This is a genomic window from Guptibacillus hwajinpoensis (genome assembly GCF_001039475.1).
GTDB lineage: Bacteria > Bacillota > Bacilli > Bacillales > Guptibacillaceae > Guptibacillus > Guptibacillus hwajinpoensis.
This window is the reverse complement of record NZ_LELK01000001.1, coordinates 1,388,951-1,405,714: the sequence shown is the minus strand read 5'-3', so window position 1 is coordinate 1,405,714 and position 16,764 is coordinate 1,388,951. Positions and strand designations below refer to the sequence as shown.

Sequence of the window (16,764 nt, the reverse complement as noted above, 5' to 3'; positions counted from 1 at the left end):
AGAGAATCTTTCAAAAGCTAACCTTATTATAACGTTGGAGGCTGCTGTTATGATAAGGCGTAAACCAAAGAAGTTAATAAAGAAACTGAAGGAATTAAATGATCAACAGCATAGTGAGCCATCGTTAGAATTATCATTGTACGAGCAAGTAGTAAATGAATTAGAAGGATGCTCTGATCGTGAGGATATTCATTTTCCAGAACTTCAAGTAAACTTGATTTACTTTAATCATCTAGTAGACAAAGATCGTTTTCAGTCAGAAATACTTGACCCCTTTTATCATGTTACGAAGGAAGAATTAAGTTCTTTATTAAAGCGTTCGTTTTATAAACCGGTAGCGGATTTAAAAGAAGTCATAGACGGCATTCTGGATGGGGAGACAGCTATTTTTGATAAAGAACGTGTCTTTCTTGCAAACGTTGCTGGCGGAGAGAAGCGAAACATTCAGCCTTCTGAAACAGAAACGGCGATAACCGGTCCTCATGAAGGATTTATTGAGAGTGGAGAAACGAATCTTTCAATGATTCGAAGGCGAGTGAGAACCAGTCGTCTTAAAGTAAACAAGCTTCCTGTTGGAGAAGTAACAAAGACAAATGCATTCTTACTCTATGTTAAAGGAATTGCAAATGACGAACTCGTAACAGAATTAACACATCGTATTGAAAAGATTGAGATAGATGCCGTTTATGATGCTCATATGCTCTCTCAGCTTATCGAAGATCAACCACATTCGTTATTTCCGCAATTCATCACAAGGGAAAGGCCAGATTCAATAGCAGCAGGGCTTGTTGAAGGGAAAATTATTATCATACTTGAAGGGAGTCCTGCGATCATTATAGCTCCTTCTAGTTTCTTCGATTTCTTTGAAACTGGAGATGACTATTATCAGAGGTGGCTTACAGGGACAGCTACCAGATTATTGCGATTTGGAGCATTCATTATAACGATTGCTTTTACAGCTTTGTATGTTTCAGTAACAACCTTTCACTACGAAATGATTCCGGAATCACTGTTAACAACTCTTGCAGTTTCGAGGAGTAAAGTTCCCTTTAATCCTATCTATGAAGCGTTCTTAATGGAAATGACGATTGAGTTTCTAAGAGAAGCTGGAGCAAGATTGCCAACAAAGGTTGGACAAACAATCGGTATTGTAGGCGGTATCGTTATCGGTCAAGCTGCTGTACAAGCGGGGATTACAAGTAATGTCCTAATCATTGTTGTTGCGATCTCAGCCATCGCTTCCTTTGTTGTTCCGAGCTATGTTATGAGTGCAAGTATTAGACTGGGCCGATTTGGTCTCATTTTACTTGCAGGATTGCTTGGTAATCTGGGCATTATGATTGGTATTACGATTCTTGTGATTCATTTAAGTAGTCTTACGAGCGTAGGGGCTCCTTATATGTCACCATTATCACCATTCTTTCCTAAAGATTGGAAAGATTTCCTGCTAAGAGCACCATATAAAATGATGAAGACGAGACCGACTATGGCAAGAAGCTCGAACAAAAGTAAACAAAGGAATGATTGAATATGTGGGATGCTGATGTCTGAGAAAATTGCACCTTTCCACCTTGCAATCCTCATTTATATGATTCAATCAGGCGTTACGCTATATAAATTGCCAAGAATGTTAGCTGTTAACTTTGGGACAAACGGATGGATCATGGTATTAATTGTTTCTTTTATTGTAATCATTAACATTCTACTCATATCGCTCGTTATACGATTTAGGATTGGAGAAAACGTTTTTGAGATTATGGAAGGCCTGATTTCAGTAAAAGTGATGCTTCCGTTTTATATGCTTCTGGCAGTCACCTGGTCATTACTTGCAATCCTAGTTAGTAAGGATTTCATTTTAATCACTCAGGTTCTAAGTTTGCAGAATACAAACTCTAGCATGCTAATAGTGATTCTTATGGTATTAACTTTCTATCTTGGAATGAAAGATGTCTATACCATATCCAAAGCAACGAATATCTTTTTTATCCTAACCATTTGGATGACATTGCTAATGATTTACCATATTCCACACACATCCTTTTTGAGATTAACACCGTTCATATTTAAAGAAGGTAAAAACGCAGTTGAAGGCATCATTCAAGTGTATACAGGATTTCTGGGTTTTGAACTCGTTCTATTCCTTTTTCCATACGTTGATCAATCAAAGCCAAAATGGTTTCACAGTGTTTACTACGGACACCTGATTACTACTATTGTGTATGCTTCAACATGCTTTATGTCTTATCTTTACTTCTCATTAGACCAGCTTAAAATAACAAGTTATCCAGTCCTTAATCTTATTGCATATGTTGAGATTGAGCTGATTGAACGAATCGAGAGTTTCGTCTTTAATCTTTTTCTCATGAAGATACTCGTAACTTTAGTGCTGTATATATGGGCATCCTGTCTTTTGCTTGAGAGAGCTATACCTAAATTATCTCGAAAGCAATCACTAGTCATCTTGATTGTTACCGGTATGCTTCTCTCGTTAAAAGTTAATGTGATGGCTGATGTCGGAAACTGGCTTCTCATAGTAGGGTTTGTAGCGGCTGGCCTTGCTGTTGGGTTGCCTATAATCTTACTGATTGTTATTGGAATTCGAACTTACAGGGGAGATCACCGTGCGTAATCTTAAACGTTTAGTTATTGTATTTTCTTTGGTTTTTCTACTCGTTGGATGCAATGATCAAAAAATCATTGAAACGTTAGGATTGATGAGCGTCATGTGTTTCGATAAGGCTACCGATTCAGTTGAAGGGAATATGCTCGTCACTTCGACATTTCCTAGCATTACGGAAGAGTCAAATCGTAAAGAGACTACGATTGATACGATCGCCTTTTCAAAGAAAGATGCCGAACGAAAGTTAGCAGCTAAAACAGAACAAGAAATAGTAAATGGTCAAATACGTTCTCTCATCTTCTCTGAAGATTTTGCAGCTGATGGAATTAATCAGATTATCCATTCCGTTGAGCGAGATCAAGAGATTGGTTCTCAAGTAAAAGTAGTGATTTCTGAAGGAGAAGCAAGTGCCATTCTTGAAGCCATTCCAACTGAAAGTACAGGGAACTATGTAGATAAAATGTTGAGAAAAGAGTCGGATCAGTTCAATATTCCATATTTAGATATTCATTATTTCTCTAGGGATATGCATGACGATGGTATTGAGCCTGTAGCTCCGTTAGTTGGAATTGAAGATGGAGAAGTTGTTGTGAAAGGGGCAGCGCTTTTCCGTGATGATCGATATGTTGGAAAGTTGACGATACAAGAATCGAAGCTACTGTTGTTAATGAGGGGTAAAGTAAAAAAAAGCGATCTTGTTATCAAGATTCCACAAGAAACTGGCTATCGTACTCTTTACTTTACCTATAATCATAGCAAAGCAGAAACAAAAGTGAAAAAAAAGGGAACGGAAATTGAGCAAGTTGATATCCACGTCTCGATGGTAGGATCATTATTAGAGGATACGGGTACAAAAATGAATGGGAATTCTTCAACTGATAACAATGAAGTACAGAAATTGATCGATGGATATTTATCGAATGAAGCAGTTCGTTTAATTGAAATATTAAAAGAAAAAAAGGCAGACAGTCTGGGTATTAAAGGTTATGTACGAAATTCTTTAACATATCAAGAGTGGAAGAAGATAAAAGAAGAGGATCTTTTTCAGAAGATCCCCATTAATGTAACGTTTAGTGTCATTCTTCAAAATAAAGGAATGCTTGAATGATTAATACGCAATCCCAACTCGTTTCTTTTGATGTGTGTTATTCATTAAGGTTCGATAAACAAAGTCTGCCGTGTCACCTACTGAAATTTCGCGTCCATTCTCTGGAAGAACATCTTCGTTTATTCTGTACCCACCGACAGCATCACCATCTGGCAAATAGGTTGGACAAACAATTGTCCAATCTAGTTCACTTGCAACAAGATTTTTGTAAACTGACAGGTGCTCTTCTGCGGCACGGGTCGTTTTTCTTTTTGATTCTGAAGATTCGAATCTGTATAGAGCTGGTTCAGTACGACTATTTAAAATACCTGCAGTCCCAACTGTAATGATTCGTTTGATCTGATGTTTCTCCATAGTGCTTATGAGCATCGGTATACTTTCTGATAGTGTAGTCGTTTTATCAGTACTAAGCGCGCTAACAACGACATCAACACCTTGCACAGCTTCTTCCAAAGACTGTTCGTCAAGAACATTCCCTTCAATCACAGTGACTTTTTCTCTTGTAGCGAGCTTTTCCGGAGATCTCACCAATACCTTCATTTCGTGATGATCTGCAACAGCGAGTTTAAGAATGTCGCTTCCAACTCTTCCAGTCGCACCTAGTAGTAAAATCCGCATGCGTTTTTCCTCCTTTATCGTCCAAATCCATTTTAGAAAATAGAACGTGTTTATGCAACTAACAGTCGTCCGTTCGTTTCTTTGATGTTAAATCACCATTTTTTACAACTGATTTGTTATAAACTACATAATATAGTCAGAATTTTTGTTAAAATACACATAGCGTAAAAAGTCTAAACTAGTATAATGTTTCTTAATACAGATACAGAAGAGGGGAATAAGAGATGAAAACAGCACTTTTTGATAGGTTAGACGAGCTATATCCTGACATGGTTGATCTTAGAAGAGATCTACATAGAAATCCAGAGTTATCTTTTGAAGAAGTTCGTACTCCAAAGTTAATTGCCAAATTCTATAATGAGCTTGGTATGGAGGTTAGAACAGAAGTCGGAGGAAGAGGTGTTGTCGCGGTACTAAAGGGGGCACTTGCAGGTAAAACAGTTGCCTTACGCGCGGACTTCGATGCTCTACCGATTCATGACGAGAAAGACGTCTCCTATAAATCAACAGTACCTGGTGTGATGCATGCCTGTGGACATGATGGTCATACATCGACGTTATTGTTTCTAGCTAAGGCTATGCATGAACAGAAAGAGAAACTTACTGGGAATGTGGTTTTTATCCATCAGTTTGCTGAAGAAATTACACCTGGTGGAGCAAAGCCAATGATAGAAGACGGATGTCTAGACGGCGTTGACGTACTATTTGGTACACATTTATGGTCAGGCTTTCCAACAGGAACAATCGCATATAAATCTGGAAGATTCATGGCAGCAGCAGATTCTTTTGAAATTGTTATTAAAGGCAAGGGTGGTCACGGAGGTATTCCACACGAAGCAATTGATTCAATTGTTGTTGCGAGTGGGCTTGTTACGAACCTTCAACAAATCGTAAGTCGCTTTGTGAATCCCGCAAGAACAGCAGTCGTCTCGGTTGGGTCATTCCACTCAGGATCTGCTTTTAACGTTCTGTCGGAAACCGCAACGCTAAAGGGTACAGTACGAACGTTTGATATGGAAGTGCGTGAGAAGATCGTTACACTTATGGAACAAATGATTAAGGGTGCTTGTGTTTCTGCTGGAGCGGACTATTCGTTTACTTATCAACGTGGCTATCCTCCAGTTGTCAATCATGAAGCCGAAACGATGATGCTTGAAGATGCTGCTAAAAATGTAGAGGGTGTAAATGATGTCGTTGAGACAGAAGCTTTAATGGTTGGTGAAGATGTCGCTTACTACCTTCAACAAGTTCCAGGAACGTTCTTTCTAACTGGGTCTGGAAATGAAGAAAGACAATCAACTTATCCTCACCATCATCAATTGTTTGATATCGATGAAAAAGCGATGTTAATTGCTGCAAAAACGCTTGGAGAAGCAACACTTTCATACTTAGAGAAGTCCAGTCAACCTCTTTCAAAAATCGAGGGTGTTAACAGATAAAAGCGAAAAGGAGGGAAGTAAATGGCGAGAGGATTATTAGAGAACGAAGCAGATCTAAGCAAACGGCAGCTACATCTGCTCATGCAAGTTTCAACGATCTTTAACTCTTCATTAGATTTTTATTCAGTTATTCAATCAGTGATTGAAGAAGCTGTTTCGGCGATCGATGCAGCAGATGGGGGAGTCCTCTTTCTTTATGATCGTAATAGTAAAAGTCTAAAAGTCGCGGCTTCATATGGCTTTCGCAAAAAAACTGTAAATGAAGTTATGCTAAAGTCTGGTGAGTCTATGACGGGAATGGCTTTTGCACAAGAAAAAACACTTCACTTTCAAACAAGTAAAGAAGTAGCTCATGCGATGGATACAATGAGTGTACAGAATGCTAAGCTATATAAACAATCGGCCGAAGAACGCCCTTTAAGCACAATTTGTATCCCAATCATCCAAGACAACGTTTGTACAGGAGTCATCGTTCTTGATCGTTTCAAACAAGAGAAGCCATTCACAGAAGATGATATAAGGTTAGTAGAAGCAATATCTTCCCAAGCTGCTATTGCCCTTGAAAATGCTGATTTGTATCGAAACAAAGAGATTTCTCTTGAAAAAGTACAGCGGTTTAATCAAACGATTATTCATCAAAATGAGGGTTTGTCTAAATCAGTTGAAACACATCAGGCTTTATCGGACATAGGGATGGAAGAGAGTTCTTTTGGGGAAATTTGCACTTATTTAGGGAATGCCATTGGAAAAGCAGTTATGGTATTTGATCCCTTTGGTGATGTGAAGGCATCAAGTACTGAAGATTTGCAGAACAGAAAAGTGCTTAAAAGTACAATTATTAATCACCTTCATTCAAAGAACGGCTATATTAACTCGAATGAGAAAGATCAGGCTATAGTAGGGTTAGAAGGTGAGTTTCTTATTTTTCCGTTAGGAAGGTTAACATTTCCACTAGGCTATCTTGCAGTAATAACGGATAAGCGATCTCTTACTAGATTTGAACATTCTGCAGTGTATCATGCTTGTACAGTAGCTGGTCTTCAATTAATGAAGAAGGAGTCAGAGCATAAGGAACAGCAGCGCTTAACAAGTGAGTTACTCATTAATGTTCTGTCAGAACAAGAAGATGATTCAGACTTAAGCTATGTTTCGAATCGATTGGATACAAGTATGGATGGTTATTTCACAGCGGCTGTTCTTGATGTGCCGCAGGAATATAGTAAAGAGCAAGAGGAATGGCTCCGCAGGTGTATTCATTCTGCTATAAGTCACTTACTAACGAATAATAGTGACATACAAGTGCTTGTAACAGAATGGGGTAGACAAGTTGTTTTGATCTTCCACCAGGAATATAAGAAAGGGATTGAATCATCCATAATCACTGTTAACCGCTTTATGAATGATTTCAATCAATTAATCGAAGACATATCAGAAGAGAAAGTTTGCCGAATCGGAATTGGCAAACCAGTTAAAGGGTTACTTGCACTTCATCAATCGTTTCAAGAAGCGAAGAAAACGATTAAGTTCCTCAAACGCTTTGCTTTTGCAGGATCAACCTCATGGTATGAAGAACTAGGGGCTCTACGCTTACTTCTAAATAACAAAGAAGACGAGCTTGCAAACTACGCGTTTGAATACCTTTCTCCGCTCCTTGCTTACGAGAAAAGACGGAAAGGTGAATTGTTCCAGACGCTATTCGTCTATTTATCAACTGGTCAGGATTTGAAAGATGCATCTGAACAGTTACACGTTCATGTGAACACTATGAACTATCGAATTCAACGTATTCAAGAAATCATGAACATAGAATTCAATAACCCTACTGACTTACTGAACATCCAGGTTGCTTGTAACATCTACCGCTATTTATATGAGGCCTAGTTATTGTTCATCAGGTTGAAGGTACGGGCGCAACTTGCGTACATATCTTCTAATATCAAATAACAGCTTTGTCTGCATCTTCTTATCAGATACAAACTGTTGAATATGTGAAATAGAAGGAAATGAGCCGTGTTCATTAAATTGAACAGGGAGAGTACCCTGTTTCATAAGTTCTCCTGATTCACGATTAATGATCTCCACTTCAACTGTTGCTTCGTACGTATCGGGTATATGGTGGTTTTCTAGACGATTGACTTGTTGAACTTTAAAAAGAATTTGTGGCATGGATACTCCTCCTTCACTCTTCCTTACCCGAATAAACCTATAGTTAGGCACTTGAATTGTCAATTGCAGCCTGTTCTAAACAGGCTGTTTGTCATTTTCGAGCTAATTGAAAAACGAAATTTCCTGTTAAATTTGTAAAATGTGGAAGGGATTACGTGAACATTGTCAAATAGTAATTAGGGATATGATTGTTTAGATTTTGACATTGAATACAAAAAAAGAGTGGGGTATAGCATGGCGGATTTCACATATACATTTCATTTCTTTCTAGTTGTGATCTCGATTTTAATGGTAGTAAGTTATTCATATACAGCATTTGATTTTCATGAAAAAGCCTTAAATATGGTGCTCTCATATAGAAAAATATGGATTATCGGAAGTGCTCTCGCATTTGGAGCTGGTATTTGGATTCTTCAATACATAGTCATTTTGGGATTGGCATCCACTTCATCAGCTCACTATCAGCCATGGTTTGTTGCTACTACACTATTAATCCCTGTTTGTGGTTCGTTTGTTTCATTTCTTATTCTTACATACAAAAGGCAATTAAGAGCTATCTTCTTTGCTAGTATATCTATTGCGCTATCCTTACTTATTCTACAGGTGCTCACTTCCACCTATTTGCTGAACGTTACATACAAATTAAGTGATTGGTGGAGATTAGCACTCCCAGGATCCATTGCCTTTTTTACAACAATCAGTAGCTTATGGCTCGTTTATGGTGTTTCAAACGAAAAAGTCTCTTCTTGGGGGAAAATGTTTGGCGCTATCGTACTTGGTATTGGCTCTTCTTGTATTTATTATTTAACGATGTCGACGTCCTTAGCAAAACCTCAATTTAATGTTGAGAATTACGGTGACAGCACACTTCTGCAGTACATCGTTTTGACAGGTATTTTCATTGTAGCCGTCTTAATATTAATTAGTGTCGTTCGAGATCGTAAGCTTGAGATTCAAGCGAACCAACTACAAGAAAGTGAGCACAGATATCAATCACTCGTTGAAAACAGTCCAGACGGTGTGATGCTTCTGAATGTTGATGGTCAGATTCTCAATATCAATCCTTCATTAGAGAAAATGAGTGGATACACTTCAAGTGAAGCAAGAAATAAAACGAGTTTTCAAATTGTTGAACAGCGATTTCTTAAGCGGATGATGACTTGCTTTGAAGAAACCAAAAAGGGTAGTCCTCAGAAATGTGAATCAGCCATCGTACACAAACTTGGCCATTCCGTTAAAGTGAAAATTGTATCGATTCCTCATATAATCGAGGGGAAAGTACAGGGTGTCATTGCTTTCGTAGAAGATATTACAGAATCAAAAGAAACGGAAGAACTTCTAAGGCGCTCAGAAAAGTTAACAGCTGTTGGAGAGTTAGCAGCGGGTGTTGCACATGAAATAAGAAATCCATTAACTTCTTTAAAAGGGTTTGCGAATATTCTTCATAGCTCATCAAAAGATGAAAAATCACAGGAGTTCTTGCAAATCATGCTCTCAGAAATTGATCGTATCAATTTCATAGTGAGTGAATTTATGTTGCTCGCAAGACCACAAGAAAAAGAATTTGCTGAAAGTGACCTTATCTCGTTACTAAGGCATGTTGTTTCGCTTCTCAAGACGCAAGCAATTCTGAAGGATATTGTTATAAGAACAGACTACGAGTTCGATCATTTTCTCCTTGTTTGTGAAGAAAACCAGATTAAACAGGTTTTAGTAAACGTGCTAAAAAACGCTATTGAAGCGATGCCCTCAGGTGGTATGATCTCATTAAAAGTTTCAAAGAATGAAAACGACGACGCCGTGATTTCAATAAAAGATCAAGGCGTTGGTATCCCAGAACATCAGTTATCAAGAATTGGAGAACCATTCTATACACTTAAAGAGAATGGTACAGGACTCGGGTTGATGGTGAGTTTCAACATTATTGAGAATCATAATGGAAGAATGACCATCACGAGTATTGAGGGAGAAGGAACAACTGTAAACATTTCTCTTCCGGCTGAAGAAAAACATTTAGTTTCCGCGCAATAAAAAAACGCTGGCATATTGCCAGCGTTGTTTATTATTCAAGTATGAAAAGTCAATTACTTTTTTGTTTCTACATTTTTTAATGCTTCAATGGTTTCTTTTTCTAGAAATTCAGAAGCTGGAATATCTAGTGCGGTAGATATTTTGAGTAAGGTTTGTACGTCAGGATGTGATTGCCCCTCTTCAATTTGCTGCATTAAACCAGAACCAATTCGAACCTTAACTGCAAGTTCTTCAATAGTCAAATTAGATTCTAATCGATGTTTTAGAATTTTGTCACCTATGTTCAATTTAATTCCCTCCTTAATTGGTACTTTTGCACCTCTTACAACGAGAACATCACAAGGAGCATGTCGGGTGATGTGTTCCGATACGCTTCCCATCAGCAACCGTTCAACACGGTTCATTCCAGTAGCGCCACATACAATGAGATCAATGTTATGTTGAGGAGCGATGGTTTTGGAAATCTTTACTTTAGGAGATCCATACTCAATGGTTGTTTTAACATTTCTTAACCCTGCTAAAGCTGCTTTTTCTTTATATTCTTTAAGTAGCCGTTGGCCGAAATGTTCAGCTCGTTCTGTTGCTAAATCATATAGTTCAAAAGTGGAGAAGTTCCTCGTATCAATAACGTGTGCAATGAGAAGTGATGCGTCGTCCTGTATAGCAATATCAACTGCTTTTGAGAAAGCAACCTCTGCTGAATCAGATCCATCTACCGCTACAAGAATGTTGAAATGTTTTGCACTCATCTTAATTCCCCCTCAAAAAAGTATAGTTAACTTACTTTTATTGTAATCTGAAAGGCAATAGAAGACTGTGATACATATCACAGGAAGAAATAATTATTCTATTCAACTAACGTAGAGCATAAACTAGAGTTGACAAACTTTCGTTTGTGCGATACTTTTGCATTAGGGAAACATTTACGAACGTCGACATTAGTACTAATTATGATTTTTCGTGAGTGATTAATCGATTTCTTTAAATTTTATTGATTGGAGCTGCTTTCAGCTCTGTTTTTTTAATCAATTGTTGCACGAGGGAAAAACTTGTATATGCAGCAAACAAAAGAGAGGGATTGCAAAATGTTTTCACAATTGATAAGTGGAAAAGCACATCTTTTATAAAGAGCCCATAGGTTAGTTGAAGATTATTAGATTAAGAGAATGATGGACAGAAAGAGAGGAGAACGATTATGAAGAAATGGTTTGGAATTGTCAGCGCTTGTTTGTTACTAGTTATTTTAGGTGCTTGCAGTACTGCAGGGGAGAGTACTGAAGGTGAAGGGAAGATTAAAGTTACAACTACAACAGGTCAGATTGGAGACATTGCTAAAAACATAGGTGAAGATCACGTTAAAGTTGATTCACTAATGGGTCCTGGAATCGATCCGCATTTGTACAAAGCATCTCAAGGAGATATTAACAAATTATCGAACGCCGATATTATTTTCTATAATGGTCTACATCTTGAAGGGAAAATGGGCGATATTTTTGCGAAAATGAAAGATGAGAATCCAACCTATCCAGTCGCAGAAGCGATTCCAGAAGACATGCTTTTGGTTGATCAAGCAAATTCGTCTGCAGTAGATCCTCACGTTTGGTTTGACATTGACTTATGGAAGTATGCGGTTGAAGAAGTACGCGATGGCTTGATTGAACTAGATCCAGATAATAAAGCTGATTATGAAAAAAACACTGAAGCGTACCTTGAAGAATTAACGACGTTACAAACTGAATCACAAGAGAGAATTAATGAAATACCTGAAGAAAGTCGTGTCCTTGTGACTGCACACGATGCATTTCAATACTTCGGCCAAGCATACGGCATGGAAGTTAAAGGCTTACAAGGCTTAAGTACCGATTCAGAATATGGATTGCGAGACGTACAGGATTTGGTTAACGTTCTCGCTGACCGAAACATCAAAGCTGTTTTCATAGAAAGTAGTATTTCAGAACGGTCTATAAATGCGGTTGTTGAAGGCTCGAAAGAAAAGGGTCATGAAGTTGTTATAGGTGGAGAATTATTTTCTGACGCAATGGGAGAAGAAGGTACACCTGAAGGAACGTATGTAGGAATGTACGAACACAACATTGAAACAATAACAGAATCATTGAAATAAAGTAAGAAAGTAATAAAGTAAGAAAGGAGCACAGAGATGAATCCAGTGAAGGTATCAAACGTTACAGTTGCATACGATCGAAAGCCGGTACTACAAGAAATTACTTTCGATATGCCAGAAGGTAAATTAATTGGTGTTGTTGGACCAAATGGTGCAGGGAAATCGACTTTAATTAAAGCGATATTAGGGCTCATTCCAACAGCCTCAGGCACAGTAGATATTTATGGTAAACCTTATAAATCTCAAAGAAAACTAGTTGGATACGTTCCGCAGCGTGGTTCAGTTGATTGGGACTTTCCAACAAATGCATTAGATGTTGTACTAATGGGGCGATATGGACATATTGGATGGTTTAGGCGTCCAGGTAAAAAGGACACTGCTATCGCTCTACAGGCACTTGATAAAGTTGGTATGAAAGAATATGCAAGTCGGCAAATCAGCCAGCTTTCAGGTGGGCAGCAGCAGCGTGTCTTCCTCGCAAGAGCACTTGCACAGGATGCGACTGTCTATTTCATGGATGAACCGTTTGTAGGAGTTGACGCAGCGACTGAGAAAGCAATTATTTCTTTATTAAACGAACTAAAGGCGCAGGGTAAAACAGTACTCGTTGTTCACCATGACCTTCAAACAGTTAAGGAATATTTTGATTGGACGCTCCTATTAAACAAACGGAAAATTGCCCTTGGACCTACTGAAGAAGTGTTTACAATCGATAATCTGCAAAAAACATATGGTGGTCGTCTGTCGTTTCTAGACACTCAACTTGACCCATCACATGTAGTGCAGTCATAGGAGGGCTTAAAATGTGGAATGAGCTTCTCTTAACTTTGCAGGATGCGAATACACAATGGGTCCTCTTTGGATCTATTCTTCTAGGAGTTGCGAGCGGTGTGCTTGGAAGCTTTGCTCTTCTTCGCAAGCAGAGTCTGATTGGTGATGCGATGGCTCATGCTGCATTACCAGGTATTTGTCTAGCATTCTTACTATATGGAACAAAATCAATTGGATGGTTTCTTGTAGGGGCTGCATTATCCGGCTTACTTGCAACCTATTTCATTCAGGCGATTATTAATCATTCGAGAATTAAAGAAGACACTGCGATTGGATTGGTTCTTTCTGTGTTCTTTGGCTTTGGAATTGTCCTTCTTACGAAAATTGCGCAGTCTAAGAATGGAAATCAAAGTGGACTTGACGACTTTATATTCGGTCAGGCAGCTTCGCTTGTTGGTAGTGACGTTAAGGTTATTTCTAGTGTAGCAATTGTTCTTCTTATCATAACGTTTCTCCTTTTTAAGGAATTGAAGCTGTTTACATTCGATCGACAATTTGCAAAAGGAATTGGACTTCCAACTGGCTTCATTAATGCTTTACTAATGACCCTAATCGTAAGTGCAGTTGTAATCGGTTTACAAGCCGTGGGCGTTATCCTTATGGCCGCCATGCTCATTACGCCTGCAATAGCTGCAAGATACTGGACCGATCGTCTTGATCGTATGGTCATTGTAGCAGGTACAATCGGGGCTCTTTCAGGTATTCTTGGTACGATCTTAAGTTCGATGGCGAGCAACTTGCCAACTGGACCAGTCATTGTTTTGGCTGCTACGGTTATTTTTATCATCTCGCTTGTGTTTGCACCTAATCGTGGACTTGTTTCAAAAGGACTGAAACTTTACAGATTACGTAAACGTGTTGCAAGAGAAACAGTACTCCAAACAATGTATGACCTTGCTGAAGAAGCGAGTATTTCTAATCAGAGCATGTTATTCACACGTGATCAGTTGCTTACTAGAAGAAGAATGGCGACTCGTATGCTTGATAAAAATCTTCACCGTCTGAGTAGAGAAGGTCTATTGAATCAAACGGATGGAAAATGGGGATTAACAGCACCAGGAGCTAAAGCAGCTTACGAAGTTACATTCAATAACCGATTGTTTGAGATTTACACAATGTATGAAATGAGGTTCGCTTACCTTCAATTAGCAGCAAATGATGCATGGGAGTATTACGAAATTCCTTCACATACATTAAATGAATTAATGGAATTAATGGCCGTACACGAGCACACTCCACAGCTCGACCCAGCTCATTTTGCTAAAGGTGAGAAATACTACATTGCTAATTTGGAATCAAACGATAGTAATAAACGAAAAAGAGAGGTGAAATCGTCATGAGCTACGGAGCATGGATTATGCTAACAGGTTCTCTTGTGGGAGTGACCTGCGGTATAGTAGGCTGTTTTCTTATTCTTCGAAAGATGGCTATGTTAGCAGATGCAATTAGTCATACTGTTCTACTTGGAATTGTGCTTGCGTACCTCGTGAGTCACTCTCTTGAAGGAATTTACATGCTTGTTGGTGCAGGAATTATCGGATTATTAACGGCTTTTCTAGTACAGGTGCTTCACACAAGCGGAGTGCAATCAGATGCAGCAATTGGTGTCGTATTTACCTCTCTCTTTGCGTTTGGTGTTATCCTTCTTTCAGCCTTTGCAGGTAAAGTTCACCTCGACGTTAATCATGCGCTAATGGGTGAAATAACATTCATTCCTTGGAACACGTTAACGATTGGCGGAATGAATCTCGGTCCTTCTGCTGTTTGGATGCTAGGTAGTGTTCTATTAATCAACTTGATCTTAATCTTTTTATTCTATAAAGAGATTAAAATAAGTTCATTTGATCCTGCAATGGCATCAGCAATTGGAATACCCGTAATGTTTATTCATTACTTACTTATGTCAATGGTATCCATTACTACAGTTGCTTCTTTTGATAGCGTTGGTGCAATTCTTGTTGTAGCGATGCTTATTGTGCCAGGTGCAACAGCTTATCTATTAACTGATAAACTTATAGTCATGTTAGTTATTAGTGCAGCAATTGGTGTGATTGCAGCAATCGGAGGTTATTATGCTGCACTGATCTGGAACATTTCAATTTCTGGTTCAATGGCATCTATCGCAGGACTGATTTTTGCAGTCACGTTCATTCTTTCACCAAAGCATGGCTTGATGGCAAAATTAATTGCGAGAAGAAGCATTGTTGCTGAACAGTCGTAGCATTTTAACGCGATGAATTAGAAAAGAAATGATTCGAAACTATATGAAAATTATGTGATCTATAGTATAGTAAGAAAATGCGATAGCTTGGCCCACAAGTCTATCTCCTCATTTAGAAGCCCCGTAAGCGAATGCTGGATTCGCTTACGGGGCTATTTTTATTTCCATACAGTATTTTTGGGTTGAAAGTAACGGATAGTGGGAATAGGAATAATGGTCTAATTATTTAATAGGTTGGAAGGAGATAATACATGGACACGGGTACTGCTGCGAAAGCAAAAGCACGTCAGGCAACAAATGATGTTAAACCTTGGATTAGAGGTTTTGCAAGAATGGGATACATTGCGAAAGGTATGGTTTATGTTGTTATTGGAGTACTAGCTGCTCAAGCTGCGCTTGGACCAGGTGGCAAAACAACAGATTCCAAAGGTGCTTTTACAACTATCGCAAGCAAACCCTTTGGTGAGGCACTTCTCTGGTTGTTGGCATTAGGTCTTATAGGTTATGCTTCATGGAAAATCATCCAGGCTTTCAAAGATCCTGACAACAAAGGGTCTGGAATGGGTGCACTCGGAAGTCGAATTGGTTACTTTAGTAGTGCGATCATTCATTTATTCCTAGCTTACAACGCCGTTTCAATTATTATGCGAGCAGGCAGCTCATCTTCGAGTAGCAAGCAGTCATGGTCTGCAAAGTTATTAGGACAGCCATATGGTCAATGGGTACTTGGCTTTGTTGGTCTTTGTTTTATCGCATTTGGAATTTACCAAGCGGTTCGAGCGTATAAGAAATCATTTATGAAGCATTTGAAACAACATGAAATGCACAATCAGGAAGAATGGTGGGGTAAACGTGTTGGACAATTTGGCTTCACAGCTCGTGGCGTGGTATTCGGATTGATTGGTGTCTTTATTATCCAAACGGCTATTACCGCCGATCCAGATAAGACAAAAGGATTTGATGGTGCCTTGTCTGAACTTGCAAAGCAGTCCTATGGTGCAATCCTTCTTGGAATCGTTGCATTTGGATTAATTGCTTATGGCATATTTATGTTCGTCATTGCCAAAAATAGAAGAATGAATATATCTTAATAGCTGATTGATACAAAGAAGGTGTCCTAAATGGAAGAAGTAACGTTAGAAGAAGCTAAGCAATATCAAAATGAGTATCCACTTTATTTTCTTTATCTATACGGAACGAATTGCTCTGTATGTCATGCCTTATTGCCTCAAGTCGAAGAAGTTCTTAAAGACTTTCCGCAAATCAAAAGTGGGAAACTTAACGTACACGAAACCCCTGAAGCAGCTGGGGAATACTCAGTGTTTACGATTCCTGTTCTATTGCTTTATGTTGAAGGGAAAGAATCAATCAGGGAAGCACGATTCGTCAATATCGAATCGTTCCGTTCCTCCATTAATCGAATTATTACGATGATTAGCTAAAAGCACCCAATGTGGGTGCTTTTTTTGTGATAGAAATAGATGTTTTTAAACACCACCTCAAAATGATCAAAGATTGACGGCTGTGGATCAAGCAAGCAGAAAAATGGAAGATACATCAAATCTGCACCTTCTCTCAGGTGAAAGTTCTTTAAACAAGTATCCGTTT

The 16,764-nt window shown here is 38.6% G+C and carries 15 protein-coding genes; 12 read left to right on the top strand and 3 right to left on the bottom strand.

Translation table 11 applies throughout. The annotated features are described in order from the left end of the window. The first annotated feature begins 49 nt into the window (after positions 1-49). Genes AB986_RS07085 through AB986_RS07075 form a run of 3 tightly spaced genes read left to right on the top strand, consistent with a single transcriptional unit; the run spans position 50 to position 3,728 of the window. On the top strand, positions 50-1,528 hold the full coding sequence (locus tag AB986_RS07085) for a spore germination protein (protein ID WP_048310169.1): 1,479 nt from the start codon (positions 50-52) through the stop codon (positions 1,526-1,528). Between the two features lie 15 nt (positions 1,529-1,543). After that, positions 1,544-2,629, top strand: coding sequence for a GerAB/ArcD/ProY family transporter (locus tag AB986_RS07080; protein ID WP_048310168.1), 1,086 nt, complete (start codon positions 1,544-1,546; stop codon positions 2,627-2,629). Then, positions 2,622-3,728: a Ger(x)C family spore germination protein gene (locus AB986_RS07075; protein WP_048310167.1), complete on the top strand. Its 1,107-nt coding sequence runs from the start codon at positions 2,622-2,624 to the stop codon at positions 3,726-3,728. The genes AB986_RS07080 and AB986_RS07075 overlap by 8 nt, the downstream gene beginning before the upstream one ends. Here the strand turns inward: AB986_RS07075 and AB986_RS07070 are convergent, their stop codons facing one another. Beyond that, entirely contained in the window at positions 3,729-4,346 is a 618-nt protein-coding gene (locus AB986_RS07070) for an NAD(P)-dependent oxidoreductase (protein WP_048310166.1), read from the bottom strand. It abuts the gene before it with no gap. Positions 4,347-4,570: 224 nt separating this feature from the next. Here AB986_RS07070 and AB986_RS07065 point away from each other — a divergent pair, with 224 nt between their 5' ends. Then, positions 4,571-5,785 (top strand): amidohydrolase, encoded by a 1,215-nt coding sequence (locus tag AB986_RS07065; RefSeq protein ID WP_048310165.1) that lies wholly within the window; start codon positions 4,571-4,573, stop codon positions 5,783-5,785. Between the two features lie 21 nt (positions 5,786-5,806). Continuing rightward, on the top strand, positions 5,807-7,666 hold the full coding sequence (locus AB986_RS07060) for a helix-turn-helix domain-containing protein (protein ID WP_048310164.1): 1,860 nt from the start codon (positions 5,807-5,809) through the stop codon (positions 7,664-7,666). Here the strand turns inward: AB986_RS07060 and AB986_RS07055 are convergent, their stop codons facing one another. After that, positions 7,667-7,951, bottom strand: coding sequence for a hypothetical protein (locus AB986_RS07055; RefSeq protein WP_048310163.1), 285 nt, complete (start codon positions 7,949-7,951; stop codon positions 7,667-7,669). 234 nt (positions 7,952-8,185) lie between these two features. Between AB986_RS07055 and AB986_RS21110 the strand changes: the two genes are divergently transcribed. Next, complete coding sequence (locus AB986_RS21110) at positions 8,186-9,982, top strand: ATP-binding protein (protein WP_053216065.1); 1,797 nt, start codon at positions 8,186-8,188, stop codon at positions 9,980-9,982. A 53-nt stretch (positions 9,983-10,035) separates the two neighbouring features. On the opposite strand, the gene AB986_RS22905 is transcribed toward AB986_RS21110, so the two are convergent. Continuing rightward, positions 10,036-10,731 (bottom strand): universal stress protein, encoded by a 696-nt coding sequence (locus AB986_RS22905; protein WP_161797347.1) that lies wholly within the window; start codon positions 10,729-10,731, stop codon positions 10,036-10,038. A 446-nt stretch (positions 10,732-11,177) separates the two neighbouring features. Between AB986_RS22905 and AB986_RS07040 the strand changes: the two genes are divergently transcribed. The 6 genes from AB986_RS07040 to AB986_RS07015 all read left to right on the top strand — a co-directional run bounded on the left by AB986_RS07040 (position 11,178) and on the right by AB986_RS07015 (position 16,598). After that, positions 11,178-12,104 (top strand): metal ABC transporter solute-binding protein, Zn/Mn family, encoded by a 927-nt coding sequence (locus tag AB986_RS07040; RefSeq protein WP_048310162.1) that lies wholly within the window; start codon positions 11,178-11,180, stop codon positions 12,102-12,104. Positions 12,105-12,140: 36 nt separating this feature from the next. Continuing rightward, a complete protein-coding gene (locus AB986_RS07035) occupies positions 12,141-12,896 on the top strand; it encodes a metal ABC transporter ATP-binding protein (RefSeq protein WP_048310161.1) in 756 nt (251 codons plus the stop codon). Positions 12,897-12,907: 11 nt separating this feature from the next. Next, complete coding sequence (locus AB986_RS07030) at positions 12,908-14,275, top strand: metal ABC transporter permease (protein ID WP_048310160.1); 1,368 nt, start codon at positions 12,908-12,910, stop codon at positions 14,273-14,275. Then, a complete protein-coding gene (locus AB986_RS07025) occupies positions 14,272-15,156 on the top strand; it encodes a metal ABC transporter permease (protein WP_048310159.1) in 885 nt (294 codons plus the stop codon). Before AB986_RS07030 ends, AB986_RS07025 begins: the two co-directional genes overlap by 4 nt. 251 nt (positions 15,157-15,407) lie before the next feature. Next, positions 15,408-16,247 (top strand): DUF1206 domain-containing protein, encoded by an 840-nt coding sequence (locus AB986_RS07020; RefSeq protein ID WP_048310158.1) that lies wholly within the window; start codon positions 15,408-15,410, stop codon positions 16,245-16,247. A 30-nt stretch (positions 16,248-16,277) separates the two neighbouring features. Then, positions 16,278-16,598, top strand: coding sequence for a thioredoxin family protein (locus AB986_RS07015; protein WP_048310157.1), 321 nt, complete (start codon positions 16,278-16,280; stop codon positions 16,596-16,598). Positions 16,599-16,764 lie beyond the last annotated feature (166 nt).